This window comes from Actinotalea sp. Marseille-Q4924, from assembly GCF_916618755.1.
Taxonomy (GTDB): Bacteria; Actinomycetota; Actinomycetes; order Actinomycetales; family Cellulomonadaceae; genus Actinotalea.
The window spans coordinates 459,072-475,935 of the sequence record NZ_CAKAKB010000001.1 but is presented as its reverse complement, the minus strand read 5'-3'; the positions used below and the strand labels follow the sequence as shown (position 1 = coordinate 475,935).

The 16,864-nt window shown below is 76.7% G+C and carries 9 protein-coding genes; 1 reads left to right on the top strand and 8 read right to left on the bottom strand.

Going from position 1 to position 16,864, the window contains the following annotated elements:
• Positions 1 to 89: 89 nt before the first annotated feature.
• A complete protein-coding gene (rarD, locus tag LG379_RS02200; RefSeq protein ID WP_225752954.1) occupies positions 90 to 1,055 on the top strand; it encodes an EamA family transporter RarD in 966 nt (321 codons plus the stop codon).
• Here rarD and LG379_RS02195 read toward each other — a convergent pair.
• From LG379_RS02195 to LG379_RS02160, 8 genes are all read right to left on the bottom strand, one after another.
• Positions 1,019 to 2,236: an RDD family protein gene (locus LG379_RS02195; RefSeq protein ID WP_225752953.1), complete on the bottom strand. Its 1,218-nt coding sequence runs from the start codon at positions 2,234 to 2,236 to the stop codon at positions 1,019 to 1,021. The two genes, rarD and LG379_RS02195, sit on opposite strands and share 37 nt — an antisense overlap.
• Before the next feature lie 135 nt (positions 2,237 to 2,371).
• Entirely contained in the window at positions 2,372 to 4,759 is a 2,388-nt protein-coding gene (locus LG379_RS02190) for a transglutaminase-like domain-containing protein (protein WP_225752952.1), read from the bottom strand.
• A complete protein-coding gene (locus LG379_RS02185; protein ID WP_225752951.1) occupies positions 4,756 to 5,949 on the bottom strand; it encodes a DUF58 domain-containing protein in 1,194 nt (397 codons plus the stop codon). The genes LG379_RS02190 and LG379_RS02185 overlap by 4 nt, the downstream gene beginning before the upstream one ends.
• Before the next feature lie 26 nt (positions 5,950 to 5,975).
• Positions 5,976 to 6,935 carry a MoxR family ATPase gene (locus LG379_RS02180; RefSeq protein ID WP_225753336.1) on the bottom strand — a complete coding sequence of 320 codons (960 nt, stop codon included), beginning with the start codon at positions 6,933 to 6,935 and terminating at the stop codon, positions 5,976 to 5,978.
• A 2-nt stretch (positions 6,936 to 6,937) separates the two neighbouring features.
• Entirely contained in the window at positions 6,938 to 12,892 is a 5,955-nt protein-coding gene (locus tag LG379_RS02175) for an Ig-like domain-containing protein (RefSeq protein WP_225752950.1), read from the bottom strand.
• Entirely contained in the window at positions 12,889 to 14,529 is a 1,641-nt protein-coding gene (locus LG379_RS02170; RefSeq protein ID WP_225752949.1) for a serine/threonine-protein kinase, read from the bottom strand. Before LG379_RS02170 ends, LG379_RS02175 begins: the two co-directional genes overlap by 4 nt.
• Positions 14,526 to 15,935 carry an FHA domain-containing protein gene (locus tag LG379_RS02165; RefSeq protein WP_225752948.1) on the bottom strand — a complete coding sequence of 470 codons (1,410 nt, stop codon included), beginning with the start codon at positions 15,933 to 15,935 and terminating at the stop codon, positions 14,526 to 14,528. The genes LG379_RS02170 and LG379_RS02165 overlap by 4 nt, the downstream gene beginning before the upstream one ends.
• Positions 15,932 to 16,804 carry a PP2C family serine/threonine-protein phosphatase gene (locus LG379_RS02160; protein ID WP_225752947.1) on the bottom strand — a complete coding sequence of 291 codons (873 nt, stop codon included), beginning with the start codon at positions 16,802 to 16,804 and terminating at the stop codon, positions 15,932 to 15,934. Before LG379_RS02160 ends, LG379_RS02165 begins: the two co-directional genes overlap by 4 nt.
• Between the last annotated feature and the right edge of the window lie 60 nt (positions 16,805 to 16,864).

Below are 16,864 nucleotides of genomic sequence, written 5' to 3'. Positions count from 1 at the left end.
GGACGCTGCGGCCCAGTGTAGGCGGCCCCGACGCACCCCCGGGGGGGTCATGGGACGACCCTCAGCGACGAGAGGCGTAGGTTCAGCGCGTGCCGCACGCCACGACCTCCCGCACCGGCCTGGCCCTTGGTCTCGGCGCCTACGGGCTGTGGGGGCTCCTCCCGGTCTACTTCCCCCTCCTCGAACCCGCCTCGCCGCTGGAGATCATCGCCCACCGCGTGGTCTGGTCCCTCGTCGTGTGCGCGCTGCTCCTGGCCGTCACGCGCGCCTGGCGGACCGTGCGCGCGCTGGACCGGCGCAGCCTCGGCCTCCTCGCCCTCGCGGGCGTGCTCGTCGCGGCCAACTGGACCACCTACGTCGTCGGCGTCCTGTCCGGGCGCACCGTCGACGCGGCGCTCGGCTACTACATCAACCCGCTCGTCACGGTGTCGCTCGCCGTCCTCGTCCTGCGCGAGCGCATGCGGCCCGCGCAGTGGGTCGCGGTCGGGCTCGGCACGGTCGCCGTCGTCGTCATCACCGCCGGGGTCGGCGAGCTCCCCTGGATCGCGCTCGTCCTCGCCGTGTCCTTCGGGCTGTACGGCCTCATCAAGAACCGGGTCGGGCGCAGCGTGCCGGCGGTGACGAGCCTGGCGGTCGAGACGGCCTTCCTCACCCCCGCCGCCCTGGTGTACCTGCTCTGGCTCGGCGCGTCGGGCCAGAGCACCTTCGGCGCGCACGGCACCGGCCACGCGCTCGCGCTCGCGTCGGCCGGGGTGGTCACCGCCGTCCCGCTGCTGCTCTTCGGGGGCGCCGCTCGGCGACTGCCGCTCAGCGTCATCGGGCTGCTGCAGTACCTCGCGCCGACCATGCAGTTCGCCATCGGCGTGCTCGTGTTCGGGGAGGCCATGCCGGCCGCCCGGTGGTGGGGGTTCGGTCTGGTGTGGCTCGCCGTCGTCGTGCTCACCGTCGACGGGCTGCGGCACGGCCGCACGCAGCGGCTGGCCCGGCGGGGCGCGGCGGCGCAGGCGCCGCTCGACGGTCAGACGGCGTCGACGGTGGCGACCGACAAGCCGTAGTCGCCGAAGGCCACCGAGGCACCGGCGGGCAGGCGGACCTGCTGGTCGGCGCCGCAGAGGATCTGCTGGCCGTCCGCGAGCGTCACCACGGTGCCGTTGGTCGAGTGCCGGTCCTTGACCCACAGGCCGTTGCGGTCCACGCCCAGGAGCAGGTGGGTCTTCGACACCGAGCGTCCCGGGTCCGCCACCCGGATGAGACGGCAGCCGTCCTCCCCCGCCCGCGGCGTCGGGTTGCGGCCGACGAGCGCCACACCGCTGAAGGTGACCCGCTGGCCGTCCGTGAGCTCGACCGTGGCCTCGTGGTCCGACGCGGCGAGCTCGGGGACCTTCGCCCGGGCCGGACGCAGGCGCGTCGACTCCACGTCCTCCTCCTCGCGCGACGGCTGGTGCGGGAACGGGACGGAGGTCACCACCTCCGGTGCCGGGACGACGCGGGTCCCCGCGACCAGGCCGCGGCTGAGCGCCGGCGCGTGGAGGGCGGAGGGCCGTGCCGGCACCGCTGCCGGCTCGGCCGACGACGGCGCCCACGGTGCGGTGGGCCGGGCGCTCACGCCCGGGACCTGCTGGACGACCCCCGTGTCCTCGAGCTCGTCGGGCAGCGGCGCCGGCGGCGAGGCGGGCGCCGTCGTCGGTGACCACGGCCGGTCGGTGGCGGACGCCGGAACCGGCGTCCCGACCGGGGTCAGCAGGTGCTGCAGGCGGCGCTCCACCTGGCCGGCGCCCGGCGCCGGGGCGCGTCGCGCGTCGACGACCACCGTCCCCGCCACCTTGTCGTGCCAGCCCTGACGCCGCCCCGACGGGTCGAAGAACGGCGAGAGGTGCACGAGGACCGGTCCGAGCAGCGGCAGCAGGTTCGCGGCGGCGGGCACGAGGAGGCGGAGGAACGCCGGGCCGAGACCGGGAGGGAAGCCCGACCGCTCGCTGAGGACCAGCACGCCCAGGAGCCGCTTGCCGACCGTCCAGCCGCGACGGCCCAGGAGCACCCACTGGGTCACCGTCAGCCCCAGGAGCAGCACCGAGCCGGCGGCGAGCGGGCCGGCGGCGAGCGACGCGTCCGGCTCGCCCCGCCCCGGCAGGACGGCGAGCGCCACCGGCAGCACGACGAGGACGAGGGCCAGCGCACCGTCGACGAGGGCGGCGAGCAGACGTCGCCCCATGCTCGCGGGCGCTCCTACGGCCATCGACATCCGGTCCTTCTCCCCCTGGGTCACGCGTCCCGCGGCGCCGTCGTCCTCGCGGGCTCGGGCCTGCTCGGTGCGGCTGCTGTCGTGTGCCTATCGGCAGGTCCTGCCGCCCTCGTGAGGCTCCCACCTCGATCAGCCTCCGGGCGCTCCGTCCACAGGGCGCGCGCGACGAGCCGCCGTGCGCTCCCGGCGCCGGGCCCGCAACGAGGCGGTGGACCAGCGGGCACGGACGCGATCGCGTGCGGGGACCGCGGCCTGCAGCGAGCGCAGTGCGGCATCCACCTGCTGCCAGTACGCCTCGACCTGCTCCCGCGTCGGCTCGCCCGGCCCGAACACCACGGCGTCGGCACGTGCCGCCAGTCCGGCGACCGGTCCGGCGACCCCCGGACGACGCCGCGACGGCCCCGCCGGTCCGCGCGTCGCACCGACCGGCGTGCGCTGCTCGGGCACGGCCGCCGCGAACGACTCGGCGAGGTGCACGGCGGTCTCCCGCCGCGTCGCACGCCGCGGTGCGGGTCGGCGCAGGTCGTGGGCGTGGTCCAGCAGCTCGTCCCAGCCGCCGACCACCCGCTCGACCGGTCCCCCGGTGGTGCGGCGCCTCCGACGTCGTCGCACCTTGAGCGCGCCGACGAGCAGCAGCGGTCCGAGGAGCACCAGGAGCGGGACGGCGACCACCGCGGCGGCCACGAGGTACGGGCGCAGGTCGTCGACGCCGGTCCGGGGCTCAGGCGGTGCGTCCGTGCGCGGCTGCTCCGTGTCGTCGTCGGGCGGCGTCACCGGGTCCGGCGGCGGCGGGGGCGGCTGCCGGACCTGCGGCTGCGGCTGCGCCTCCTGGTCGGGCGTGTCCTCCCGCGGCGTCTTGCTCTCGTCCGGAGTGGCGTCGAACGCGACCCAGCCGTGTCCCGCGAAGGCGATCTCGACCCACGCCTCGACGTCGTCGCCCGTGAGCGTGACCTCCTCGGCGCCCGCCTGGTCCTCCCCGGGCACGAGGCCGAGGACGACCCGGGAGGGCAGGCCCATCTCGCGGGCCATGAGCGCCATCGCGGACGCGTACTGCTCACCGTCGCCCACCATGAGGTCGCCGGTGAGGAGCGTCGTGAGCCGGTCGGCGCCGTGGCCGGACAGCGACGGGTGGTCGCCGGACTCCACGAGGCCGTGGCTGAACCAGCCGCGCTCGCGCAGGCCGGCGGCGAGCGCCTCGGCCACGAGCGCGGGCGTCGAGGCCGTGCCGGCGATCTCACCGGCCAGGAGCGGCACCGCCTCCGGGACGGCCCGCGGCTCCGGCAGTCGCACCGCCCCGACGGCGGCGCCGCCGAGCTCGTCGGGCGCGAGCGCGGGCGGCACGACGACCTGCGCGGTGAAGCGGGTGCCGTCCGGGACGCCGTCGGTGAGGACGGCGGTGCCGGTGGCGTCGTTGTACCGCAGGTCCGCGGCCCGCTCGAGCGGCTCGGGCCCGGTGAAGTCGATCCGCTCGGCGTAGCCGACGGTGGGCAGCCACACCCCCGGCAGGGTGTGCACCTCGACCTCGACGGTGGCCTGCTCCCCGCGCTCCGTGGCCTGGATGGTCTCGCCGACGCGGCGGAACCGGCCCGACCCCTCGGCGGCCTCGGAACCGGCGACGTCCCACACGACGCCGTCGAAGGCGTCCATCGTCGCGATGCGGACCGCGGCGCCCTCCGGCAGGCCCCGGACCGTGACGAGCTCCGTCTCGCGCCAGTCCTTGACGAAGCGACGGAACGAGGACAGCGGGCTCGCCTGGTCGCGCGGGTCGAACGGCGGCACGATCTCGTCCCGCAGCACGAACCGCGGGCGGTCCTGGCCGACGACCGGGCCGACGACCGCCCCGCCGGCGACCGCCACGGCGACGAGCACCGCTGCCGAGACGACGCGACGCGGCGCGAGGGACCCTCGGCGCCACGCGACCCAGGAGAGCAGGACGAGGGCGAGGGCCGTCCCCGCGAGGACGGGCTGCACCGCCTCCTTCGTCCCGAGCAGCAGCGCGACGAGCAGCGTGACCAGCGGGACGGCGGCGGCACCGGCGCCTGCCCGGGCGTCGAGGCGGCGCGCGAGCGTCACCCCGACGACGGTCCCGCCGTACGCGAGGAGGAAGGGCGCCGCGAGGAGGTTGCCGCTGCCACCCAGCGACGGGTCGAGGGTGAGGACCTCGCGCCACACGGTGATGGCCCCGCGCAGGAGCAGCAGCGCGCCGGCCGGCGTGGGCAGGACGCCCCACAGCGTCGTCGTCGGTGCGGCGAGGGCGGGCCCGACCAGGAGGTACCCGACGACGGCGAGCGCCGCCGTCACCGGGCCGCTCCAGCGCCGCGCGGCCGCGACGACGGCGAGGGCCGTCCCGGCCGCCACGCCGCCGAGCACGGCGGGCAGCGCGGCGCGCCACCCGTAGACCGGCACGAGCGGGAGCAGGACGAGCACCTGCGCCACGGCGAGCACGCCGGCGTCGACGGCGGGCCGGGCCCGCGGCGCGCGCCCCTGGGCCTCCAGCACGACAGCCGGGGCGGTCATGAGCCCACCACCCGGCGCAGGACCCGCGGCAGGTCGGGCAGCGCGCCGAGGCGCGCCACCGAGAGCGTGCCGTTGGTGGCGACGTCGACGTCCGCGCCCTGCTCGCACCGCAGGACGAGGGTGCGCACGCCGACCGGGACGCGTCGGGCGTGGGCGCGCAGCTGCGCGGCGGACGGGACGGATCCCGTCACGAGGACGGCCACGGTGGCGTCACCCGCCTCGCGGGCGACGCGGGACGCGAGGCGGTCGGTCGCGGTGCCGTCCGCGGCCGACTCCAGCCCGGCGCAGTCGTCGAGGAGGACCGGCGGGGAGTCGGTGCGCAGGGAGCCGGCGCCGGCCAGGACGGTCAGCTCGCGCTCGTCGCGCAGCGCCTGGACCCCGAGCGACGCCACCGCCGCCACGGCCAGCTCGAACTCGTCCGCGTCGGCGTAGTCGTCGGTCGCCGTCGCGAGGGCGATCGCGGTGTGCGTGCGGCGGGTGTCCTCGAACTGGCGCACGACGAGCTGGCCCGTGCGGGCCGTCGTGCGCCAGTGGATGTGCCGCCGGTCGTCCCCGGCGACGTAGTCCCGCAAGGCGTGGAAGGACATGTCCGAGTCGGACACCACCCGCGTGGCCTGCCCCTCGAGGTCCCGCAGCAGCCCCGACGACGCCCCGCCGAGGGACACCAGCTCCGGGTGGACGTAGAGGTCGACGGGGTCGGTCCACTCGACCCGCCGGCGGAGCAGGCCCAGGGGGTCGCCGCGCACCGACCGCACGGGGCCCACGACGACGACGGCGCGGCGCGTCGTCGGGATGGCGAAGACCTCCTCGTGCGCGGCGCCCGCACCCAGGGAGGGCAGGGCGAGCTCGGCGACCGCCCTGCCCACGGGCAGCTCGAGGCGGGCGGGCAGGAGTCGCCCGCGCGAGGTGTTCCGCACCTCCAGCCGGCCGACGGCACGCCGGCCCACGGTCACCCGGTGGTCCGACAGCTCGAGGGCGACCGCGTAGGTGGACCGGCCCAGGGTCAGCAGCAGCGACACGACCAGCGCGGAGGCGAGCGTGGCGGCGAGGACGGTGAGCTCCACCCAGCCCAGCCACCAGCCGAGCGCGCCGAGCACCAGCGCCGCGACCAGCGCGGCCCACCCGAGGGCGGACACCACGCCGAACGGCCCGGCGAGCCGCCGGGCCACGCGGCGGGACGTGCCGCGCACGCGGCGGCGGGTCGACGACGGCACGGTCAGACGCGCGCCGCCGGCGGCGGGGTCTCGGCGAGGATGCGGGAGAGGACCTGGCGCGCGGTCACGCCGGCGAACTCCGCCTCGGTGTCGAGGATGACGCGGTGCTCGAGCACCGGCGGCACGAGGAGCTTGACGTCGTCGGGGAGGACGTACGTCCGGCCCTGGGAGGCGGCCCACACCTTGCCGCAGCGGACGAGCGCGAGGGCCCCGCGCACGCTGGCGCCCAGGGCGGTCTGCGCGTCGGTCCGCGTCGCCTCCGTGAGGCGCGCGACGTAGTCCAGCACCGCGGCGTCGGTGTGCACCGTCGACGCGAGCGCGGCCATGTCGCCGACGGCGGCCGTGGTGATCTTCGGGGCCAGGTGCGCCGTGCGGTCGCGCTCCGCCGAGCCGGCGAGGATCTCGAGCGTCGACGCGTGGTCGGGGTACCCGAGCGACGTCTTCATGAGGAAGCGGTCCAGCTGGGCCTCGGGCAGCCGGTAGGTGCCCGCCTGCTCGATCGGGTTCTGCGTCGCGATGACCATGAACGGGCGGCCGACCGGGTGCGAGACCTTGTCCACGGTGACCTTGGACTCCTCCATCACCTCCAGGAGGGCGGACTGCGTCTTCGGCGACGCACGGTTGATCTCGTCCGCGAGGACCACGGAGGCGAACACGGGGCCCTCGTGGAACTCGAAGCGGTGCGTGTTCTGGTCGTAGATCGTCACGCCCGTCACGTCCGAGGGCAGCAGGTCCGGGGTGAACTGGATCCGGCTGTGGGTGCCCTGCACCGTCGCGGCGATCGCCTTGGCCAGGGACGTCTTGCCCGTGCCGGGCGCGTCCTCGAGGAGCAGGTGCCCCTCGGCGAGCATGCAGGTGAGCGCGAGCCTGACGACGTGGTCCTTGCCCAGCACGGCCTGGCCGACGTTCGCCACGAGCGCGTCGAACGTCTCGGCGAACCAGGCGCTCTGCTCGGGTGTCATGGTCACGGGTCGGTGCTCCTACGGGGTCGGGGTGGGCGTCGGGGTGGGGTCGGGCCGGGCGCCGGGGCGGGCGGCTCGACCCTGACCCGGACCTCGCCGCTCTCCGGGCCGGGACCGCGGTCGTTGACGGCGCGCACCACGACCCAGATCTCACCGCCCCGGTTGCGGACCGGGTTGGGGATGTCCTGGGTCGCGGTCGGCTCGCCGGTGCCGATCCAGCCGGACTCGTCGCGGTCGCCGAGGAGCCCGTCGACCGACCAGCCCCAGCGGTACTCGTACCGCACGGGCAGGCCACCGGTGGAGCCGGGCGGCGACCACGTGGCCCGGAACCGCCGGGGGTCGGCCGGCGTCTCGACGGCGATCCTGAGCGAGTCGCCGGGCACCGCCCCGGGCGGCGTCGTGACGGTCGCCGACGCCGGTCCGCTCGGGGACCCGCAGCCCTCGGTGTTGCAGCCGCGGACGACGAAGGAGTGGTCGCCGGCCGGCAGCCCGCCGACACGGCGGTCCCCGGCCAGGCCGGTGAACGCCCCACCGTCCACGGACACCTGGATCTCGCGGTTCCGGCCCCCCGCCCAGTCGGGCTCGTCGAAGCCGAGGCGCACCGCACCGGTCGAGGGCTCGAAGGTGGCGGACAGGTTGCCCGGTGCGCTCGGCACGGTGGCGTGCTCGACGACGAGCGGCGCGGACCACGGCCCGGCACCGGCCTTGTTGAAGGCACGGACCTCGAACCGGTACGTGCCCGGCCCGGCCGGGTCGACGACGTGCCGGTCGCCCCCGGACGGCGTGACCGCTGCCGCACCGTCGACGCGGATCTCGTAGCGGGCGACGGGGTCGCCGTTCGGCGCAGGGGCCGGCCACGTCACCTCGAGCCGGCCGCCGCCGAAGATGCTCTGGTCGAACCGCTGCGCGCTCGGCGCCGGCGCGGCGGGCGGGCCGGCGGGGACCGCGGACGCGGAGGCCGCGCTCCAGTCGCCCGGCTCGGGGGCCCGGTTCACCGCGCGGACGCGGACCGTGTAGGCGGTGCCGTTGGTGAGCCCCGTGAACGTGTGCGTCGTAGCGCTCGTCGTCGCCGAGGCGCTGCCGCCGGGGCTCGGGCTGATCTCGACGTCGTACCGCTGGATCGGCGAGCCCGTGTTCTGCGGGGCGGACCACCGTGCCGTCACGGTGCCGTCGCCCCACTCGAGCGTCGGCGCCCCCGGGGCGGAGGGTCGGGCGTCCGGGCGGGCCGGCTGGGAGGGCGGGCTCGCGTCGGACACCCCGACGGTATTGCGCGCCGTGACGGTGAAGACGTACTCGACGTCGTTGGTCAGCCCGTCCACGGTGCACGTCGTGCCGGCGCACTGCCGGGCCACGCCGCCGGGCTGCCCCGTCAGCTCGTACCCGGTGATGGGCTCGCCGTTGTTGCCGGGCGCGTCCCAGGCCAGGACCACCGTGCGGTCCCGGACCTCGACCACGCGGGGTGCCACCGGGGTCGCCGGGCGCCCGCGGACGGTGACCGTGATCCGGCCCTCGACCTCGCGGTCGGGGTCGCCGGTGACGTCCCGGACCCGGTAGCGCACGACCACCTGCCCGATGAAGCCGTCGGCCGGGCGCACGGTCACCCGGTCGCCGGCCACGACCGCCGTCCCGGAACCCTGCTCCACCACCGCGCCGACGACGGTGAGCCGCTCGGGCGCGAAGGGGTTGGAGGCCCCGGCGAGAGCGTCGACGACCGACGCGCCGCCCTCCACGCCGTCCGGCACCGCGTGGTCCAGGACCCGCGCCAGCGGCCGGGAGCTGGCGACGACGCGGAAGTCGACCTGGCCGGCCACCGGCGCCGCGCCGCCGTAGCCGATCGCGACGCCGACGCCGCCGACCGTGCCCCGGGACGCCGTCGGCGCGGCCCGCACCGTCAGGACGGAGCCCTCGAGCGTCACCGTGAAGCCGTCCCCGGCGGGGCGGGTGAGGCTGTAGGAGTACCTGCTCTGCGGGTCCTCCCCGGCGTCCGGGTCGGCGGCGGTGCCGACGGGCGCGGAGGTGAAGCGCGCGAGGTCGACCTGCGTGGTCTCCCCCGGGCCCACGTCGAGGACCGACGGCGCGAACGTCGGCGGGTGGTCCTCCGCGGCGAGCACGTCGATCGGCAGCGTCATGACGCGTGTGCGCGAGGAGACCGACCCGGCCGACCCGTCGGTCACCTCGAACGTGATCGACGCGGGACCCGCGTAGGACCGCGGGGCGGTGAACAGCAGCGTCCGGTCGTCGGCGACCAGGGGCGAGCCGTCGTGCTTGGTGGCCGAGACCGACGCCACGTCCGCGATCCGCGCGGTGCGGCCGGGGGCGACCTGGACCTGCTCCTCGATCGGGATGCGGAGCTGCTCGCCCGCCACCACCTGGAGCCGGGGCGCCCGCGGCCGCGGGACGGGCGGGAAGTCGCCGAGCGCCGGGACCGTGATGAACGCGGTGGCGCTCACGCCGTCCGCCTGGGGGTTGGTGTTGCGCAGCACGTACGGCAGGGTCTGCGGCGTCGGACCCAGGGTGACCAGCACCCGGCCGCGCTGGGTCACCGTCGCCCGGTCCGCGGCGGAGGGGTGCACCTCCACGGCGAGGTCCGCGAGCGGGCCGCTGGGGTTCTGGGCGAGGGCCAGGACGTCGACCTCGACGGAGGTGCGGTCGATCGTCTGCGTGGCGGGGACGACGACGTCGCGCGCCACGGGCGGCAGGATCGGCGCCTCGCGGTCCACCACGACGCTGAGGACGGCGCTGTCGCTGCCGCCGCGCGTGTTCCGCGCGGTGTAGGTGATCGCGACCGGCCCGGGCTGGTCGGGTGCGGTCACGACGACGCGGCGGTCCACGACCCGTGCCTGCACGCCCTCCGGCTGCACGACGAGCGCGTCGTCCAGGTCGAGCTCGCCGCCGGAGGTGTCCACGTCGTTGGCGAGCACGCGCACCTCGACCGTCTGCCCCGGCCGCACCCGTACGTCGTCGTTGCGGCTCACCACGTCGGTCGATCCGGTGGGACGCGGCACGATGCCGACGCGGATGGTGGCGGTCGCACGCTGGCCGACCCAGTCCTCGACGGCGTAGGTGAAGGTGTCCGTGCCGACCTCCCCGGGCAGCGCCTCGTACTCCAGCCAGCTCGCGCCGCGCTCGACGATGCGCCCCTTGCGGGGGGCGCGCGCCTCGCCGAGGAGCAGGACGCCGTCGCCGTCGGGGTCGATGCCGGTGAGCGGCACGGGGATGCGCACGGTCTGCTCGGCGAACACCCGGGCGGTGAGGTCCTGCGGGCGGGGCGGCGCCTTCGCCTCGGGGTCGGACTCGTGCACGCGCACCGTGACGGTCGCCGCGGTCTCGTTCCGCGCCGGGTCACGGACGGCGAACGTCGCCCGGTACGTGCCCGCGGCGGCGGGCGCCTGGTACCGCAGCACGTCGCCGGAGACGAAGAGCAGCCCCTCGCCGGGACCGAGCGGCTCCACGAGCTCGGGCTGGAGGGCCAGGGGGTCGCCGTCCGGGTCGTAGGCGTCCTCGAGGACGGCGACGGTGACGACGCCGCCCGTGCGGACGGTCGCCTCCACGTGGGGCACGACCGGCGCCTGCTGGCCGGTGGACGCCGGGACTGGCTGCACGACGACCTCGCCCGTGGCCTCCGCCACGCCGTTCGACACCACGTACGAGGCGACGACCGGTTCCGTGAGCGTCCGCAGGGACGTGATCCGCAGCAGCCGGTGGCCGAGCACCGCGATGCGCAGGCCGCTGCCCTCGGGGACCTGGACCGACTGGACGGCCAGCACGCCGCCGGCGGGGTCGACGTCGTTCGCGAGCGGGTCGATGGTGACCTCCCCGCCGGGCGGCAGCAGCGCGCGGTCCAGCACGGCGACGGGGGGCGGGACCTCGTCGGGCCGCTCGCGCACGTCGATCCGTGCCACGCCCTCCGCCTCCTGCGGCGAGACGGCGACGACGAACCGGACGTAGTACGTCCCCGGTCCGGGCGCGGAGAACGTGAAGGTCCCCTCGTCGAGGTCGGTCGTGAGCGTCGCGCCCGGCACGTCGTCGACACCGGCGAGCCGCACCGGCTCGCGGGACGAGCTGCGGACGCTGTCGAGCGGGCGCACGACCACGGGCTCGTCGACGTACGTCACGGCCTGGACGGGGTCGATCACGGGCACGACCGAGCCCTGCGGCCGGACGTCGACCCAGACGACGCCGTCGGTGGCCTCCCGCCCGTCGGACACGGCCACCCGGACCTGGACCCGGCCGAGCGCGCTGCCGTCCGAGGTGAACGTCAGCTCCCCGTCCTGGCGCGTCCGGACGGTCCCCCCGCCGTCGACGACGGCCGCGGTGAGCAGCATCGGGTCGCCGTCCGGGTCCTGGAAGTCGGCGAGGACGTCGTACGTGATCGACCCGCTCTGCTCGACGACGGCGGCACCCTCCCGGACCTGGACCGGTGCGCCGTTCTCGCCGACGGCGCGGACGGTCAGGCGGACCGTCGCCGTGGACGGCGCGCTGGTCCCCCGCCCGTCGTCCACCGTGTACGTGAACTCCGCCGTGCCGCTCGCACCGCCGGCGACCCGCAGCTGCAGGGCGCGGCCCCCGTGGACCGGCTCGAGCACGCCGAAGTCGGGGTCCAGCGCGTCGAACTCGCGCACGGTGAGGATGCCGCAGTCCGACGCGGCGTCGTTGTCGATGACCGTGAGGAGGGTCGTGCGGCCCGGGCGCACGCCGTACTCGTCGTCGGCGGCGGCCGGCGCCGCCGAGTCCTCGCCGCACTCGGTCTGCAGGTTCTGGGTGCTCTCCCTGCTCTCCGACTCCTGGTCGTCCTCCTCGCGCTCCTCCTCCGGCTCGATGTCCTGCCAGTTGGGCTCGCGCACCTGCGGGTCCTGCAGGGGCAGCCACAGCCGGCCACGCAGCACGTCGTTGAGGACGACGACGTCGCGGTTGACGCGGAAGACCAGCTCGTCGGCGGCCGTCATGCCCTCCAGGTCGACAATCTCGGGCGCGGCGCCCTCGCACAGCTGCAGGTAGCTGCCGGTCGCGGAGGCCCAGGCGCCGTGCGCGCACCCCGCGACCCGCACGGGGGCGGCGGCGGCGCCCGAGCCCGCGGTGCGGTGCTCACGGACCTGACCGCCCTCCAGCGGCACCTCGAGCAGGGCCGTGGGGGTCGCCACGAGCACGGTCGACGCCCGAGGTCCGGGCTGCTGCAGGACGAGGTCCGCACCGTGGCCGCCGAGGTCCACGACCGCCGACGGCGTGTGCAGCCGCGTGCCGACGAGGGCGACGAGATCCTGCCCGACCGCGGTGACGTCGTCCGCCGGGACCGCGGGGTCACCGGCGAGGGTCCCGGCGTCCTCGACGCGCGCCTCCTCGTCCGGACCGCCCGGGCCGATCCGGTGCAGCGTGCCGTCGACCTCCGCCGCGAGCACCGTGCCGTCGTCCGCGACGACGGCACGGCCGCCCTCCCCGAGGTCGAGGTCCGGCTCGTCGCGGTCGACGGCCAGGCCACCGACCGTCGACGTCGTGCGGACCCACAGCGAGCCGGCCGCCTCGACGGCCACCGTGCCCGCGGCCATGCCGACCCGCGCCCCGAACGGCACGGCGGTGCGGGTGACGGCGGTGACGCTCGCCGGGTCCACGACCGCCAGCGCACCCGGCTCGGTGAGCACCACGTCGCCACCGTCCTGCAGGACGTCGGTGTCGGGGCTGGTGGAGACGAGGCCCGCGTTGAGCTCCTCCACCTGCGGGTTGTAGCGGCCGACCTTGAGCTGTGCGGCGTTGGTCAGCCACACCGAGCCGTCGTGCAGGTCCACCTGGGAGACCGGCGCGCCGGGGTGGACGATCGCGAGGACCGCGACGACGGCCGGCAGCACGGAGGCGCCGACCGTCGTGCTCCACCGACGGCGGCGTGCCTCGGGCGTGGCCGGTGCGGCGCGGCCCCGCCGACGGCGCGGCTCCGAGCCCACGCCGGGCGTGCGCGCGCCCCTCATCCGCTGACCTCGGCGTCGGCGCCCGACGCCTCGCCACCGGCCGCGCACGCGACCGCGGGCTGCGTGGACGACCGGCCGTCCTGGCGCACGAGCGCGACCTCGACGCAGGTGCCGTCGGGTCCGTCGGGTGACGCGGGCACGGTCACGGAGGGCTCGTCCACGGGCGCCAGCGCGGTGTCACGACCGGGCACCACGACCCCCCACACGTACCGGTCACCCTCCTCCGGCTCGGGGTTCGTCCAGGTGAACACCACCGTCCCGTCGCCCGCGGGCACACCCGTCAGGTCGGCGGGCGCCGGCACCGCGCGGATGACCGGGACGGCCGGGGGGCGGACGGCCGGCGTCGGTCCCGCCGTCGCGGCGTCGTCGTCGGCGGGGGTGAACGCCTGGACGGCCGCGACCGCGAGGACGGCCACCACGGCGGCACCCGCGAGCGCTCCCGCGAGCACCCGGCGCCGACCGCGCGCGGCGGGTGCCTCGGTCGGGTCAGCGCCCGCCCCGTACGCCGGCGCCCCGGCGGACGACGACGCCGCGGCCCGCCAGTGCGCGAGGACCTCCCCGGAGTCCTCACCGGCGGCCGCCGAGGCCCCCGCGAGGCCGCCGGCGTGGGGGGAGCGGTCCGCACCGAACCGGGCTGCGGTGCCGGCGGACGGCACCGACGCCGCCTCCGGGGCGATCGACGGCACGGGACGCAGCCGGGTGGCCTGGCCCGCCTCGCCGTCGGCCGGGGCGTCCTGCTCGTCGTCGTCGGCGACCCCGTCGGGCTCCTCCGGGAGGTCCAGGGGGGTCAGCGGCAGCAGCAGCTCCGCCTCGACCTGCTGGAGCGCTCGGGCGAAGGCGAAGGCGCTGTGGTGGCGGCGGCGCGGGTCCACGTCCATCGCGCGGCGCAGCACCGCCTCGAGGGTCTCCGGGACGTCCCCGCGGCCGGTGGCGACGAGGGCACCGCGCTCGATGCGCGGGATGAGGTCGGCCGCGCCGTTCGGGGCCCCGGGCACCTCGAACGGGGACCGCCGCGCCAGGAGGGAGTAGACCGTCGCGGCGAGGGAGTACACGTCGGCGCGCGCGTCGCCGGCCGGGTGCTCGGCGAGCATCTCCGGCGGGGACCACGGGATCGACATGCCGACGGCGGAGCCGGCCGCCCAGCTCGTCGTCGCGGCGATGCCGAAGTCCGTCAGCGCCGGCCACCCGAAGTCGGTGATGAGGACGTTCGCCGGCTTGATGTCCCGGTGCAGCACGCCCGCGCGGTGCGCCGTCTCGACCGCCGACGCCAGCCGCACCCCGATCCGAAGCACCTCCGCCACGCCGATGCGCTCGGAGCGGTACCGCTGCCCGAGGCCCGGCCTCGCGCAGTACTCCATGACGAGGAACGGGCGGCCGTCCGCGGCGACGTCCGCGTGGTGAATCGTGACGATCGACGGGTGGTGCGACAGGCGCGCCATGGTGTCGGCCTCGGTGCGGAAGCGCGCGCGCACGTCGTCGCCGAGGTGACCGGCCAGGAGCACCTTGACGGCGACGGACCGGCGCGGCATGCGCTGCTCGTAGAGGAAGACGTCCGCGAACCCGCCCATGCCGAGGAGCCGCACCGGGTCGTAACCCGGCAGCGTCGGGGGCGTGGAGGGCTCACGGCGTGCGGTCATGCACCGCGCTCCACGGCGAACGTCACGCCCTCGCCGAGGTCCACCGACACGCCGGGCTCCACCACGGTCGGCTCGCCGGGGTGCAGGCGCTGGGGGCCGTGGCCCTGGCGCAGCAGGAGCACGCCGTTGGTGGACCGCAGGTCGGTGACGAGGACGTCGTCGCCGTCCATCCGCACCTCGGCGTGGGTGCGGGAGATGTCCTGCCGCGGGCTCGCGACGGTGATGAGACGGGGCATCTCGCGGTTCGACACGCGCGACACCTGCGGGGCGCGGCCGAGGAGCACCGGACGGTTGAGGGAGACGACGAGCCCGGACGACAGGCGGATCTTCGCCGGAGCGGGCCGGTTGGGCGCCGGGACGGCCAGCGGGCCGGGGACACCGTCGCCCGCCCACTCCGGCAGCTGCCGACGCAGGGCGACGACGTCGGAGCTGAGGACGGTGGTCCCGTCGTGGTCGGCGTCGTCGGGCGCCCCGGCGGGTCCGGGCACCGCCGCCACGGTCGCGTCGGTCGGGACAGAGCTCGCGTCGTGAGGCGTCGGCTCCGGCGCAGGAGCGGGCGCCGGGGCGGGCACGGGCGCGGGCGCCGGGGCGGGCGCCGGGGCGGGCACCGCGGCGGGCGCCGGGACCACCGCAGGCTCGGGAGCGGCCTCGAGGTCGAGCCGCAGGCCCACGGACGTGTCCGTGCTCGCGTGCAGCACGGTGTGCTCCAGGTCGTCCAGCTCGGCCATGTCGCGCGGGTCCGTCTCGGGCACCTCGGGACGAGAGACGTCCGACCCAGGCCGCACGCCGACCGGCTCCGCGGCGTCCGCACGCACGCCCGTCGGACCTGTCGCAGCCGACCGTGACCCGACGCGTACGGGCTCCGCCGCAGCGGCCCGCGACCCGGCACCGGCCGCGTCCCCTGCGACCGGTGCTGCGACCGGTGCTGCGACCGGTGGTGCGACCGGTGCGGTGGCGCCCCGGCCGACGCGGGCGCGCAGGTCAACGGCGACCGCGCCGGCGTGCACCACGGCGGACAGGACCGGCAGGGTCGCGTCGGCGCCCGCGGCACCGTCGAGGACCCGCGCCACCACGCTGAAGGCGCCGTCCACGACCTCCTCCTGCCAGGTCGCGACCCGGCGGCCGCGCACGGTGCGCGGCTCGTCGGCGTCGACCTGCACCTCGACGTCCCCCCGGACGACCACGTGGACCCGGTCCCGCTCGAGCGAGACGAGGGCGAAGGGCGGCAGGGCGTCCAGCCCGCCCGCGAGCAGGAGCTGCAACTGGGCCGTGAGACCGGCGCCGTCCCGCACCGCCGCCCACAGCGTGGTGACGGTGTCGCGGTCGACGTCGGGGGGCAGGAGGCAGACGTGGCCGTCGGTGACCACGGCGAACCACCCACCGGGCGCGTAACGGGGGACGATCATGCGAGCACCTCCGGTGTGCGGGTCCCCGCGGGTCCCGTCGGGCGGGGGACGGTGTCGCCGTCGACGGCGTCGTCCCAGGTCGTTGCGCCGTCGGCGTCCGGCGCGGCCGTGCGCACGTGGCCCGCGTCCGCCGTGCTCTCGACGTCGGCCGTGCGCTGCGCGCGCGCGACGTCGACGACGACGGCGCTGACGTTGTCCTTGCCGCCGGCCGAGAGGGCTGCGCGGACCAGCTCGTGGGCCGCCTGCTGGGGGTCCTCGCGCTCCAGCAGGATGGACCGCAGCACGGCGTCCGTGAGCTCGCTCGTCAGGCCGTCCGAGCAGATGAGGAGCCGGTCGGTCGGGCCGGCGGGGATGAGCCAGTAGTCCGGCTCGGGCGGGAGCCCGCCGCCGACGGCGCGCGTGATGACGTGGCGCTCAGGGTGGACGGCCGCCTCCGCGGGGCTGAGGTCACCGGCGTCGACGAGGTCCTGCACGACGGAGTGGTCGACGCTGATCTGCTCGAGCTCGCCGGCGGCGAGGCGGTAGACCCGCGAGTCGCCGATGTTGAAGACGAGCCAGTACGCCCCTCCGTCGAGCTCCGCGACCACGACGCCGGCGACCGTCGTCCCCGCCACGCGACCGCCGCCGACGGTCTCCGCCAGGCGTTCCGCGGTGCGGTGGAAGCACGCGTGGACGTCCTCGACGGTGGCCGTGCCGTGGCCGAGCAGCTGGGAGAACTCCTCGACGGCGAGGCGGCTGGCGATGTCCCCCGCCTCGTGGCCGCCCATGCCGTCCGCGACCAGGAAGACCGGGGGGTACGCCAGCAGGGAGTCCTCGTTGAGCGCGCGGACCCGACCACGGTCGGTCGCGGACCCCCACGACGTGCGCACCGCTCCCCCGTCCTGCCGGCCGCGATCTGCGGCCGCCCCCTGTTCATCGGCGCTGGGGCC

Bases quoted from the DNA above. Each gene is read 5' to 3' on its own strand.
- LG379_RS02195 (WP_225752953.1), bottom strand. From the start codon at position 2,236: ATGGCCGTAGGAGCGCCCGCGAGCATGGGGCGACGTCTGCTCGCCGCC.
- LG379_RS02175 (WP_225752950.1), bottom strand. From the start codon at position 12,892: ATGAGGGGCGCGCGCACGCCCGGCGTGGGCTCGGAGCCGCGCCGTCGG.
- LG379_RS02165 (WP_225752948.1), bottom strand. From the start codon at position 15,935: ATGATCGTCCCCCGTTACGCGCCCGGTGGGTGGTTCGCCGTGGTCACC.
- LG379_RS02190 (WP_225752952.1), bottom strand. From the start codon at position 4,759: ATGACCGCCCCGGCTGTCGTGCTGGAGGCCCAGGGGCGCGCGCCGCGG.
- LG379_RS02180 (WP_225753336.1), bottom strand. From the start codon at position 6,935: ATGACACCCGAGCAGAGCGCCTGGTTCGCCGAGACGTTCGACGCGCTC.
- LG379_RS02170 (WP_225752949.1), bottom strand. From the start codon at position 14,529: ATGACCGCACGCCGTGAGCCCTCCACGCCCCCGACGCTGCCGGGTTAC.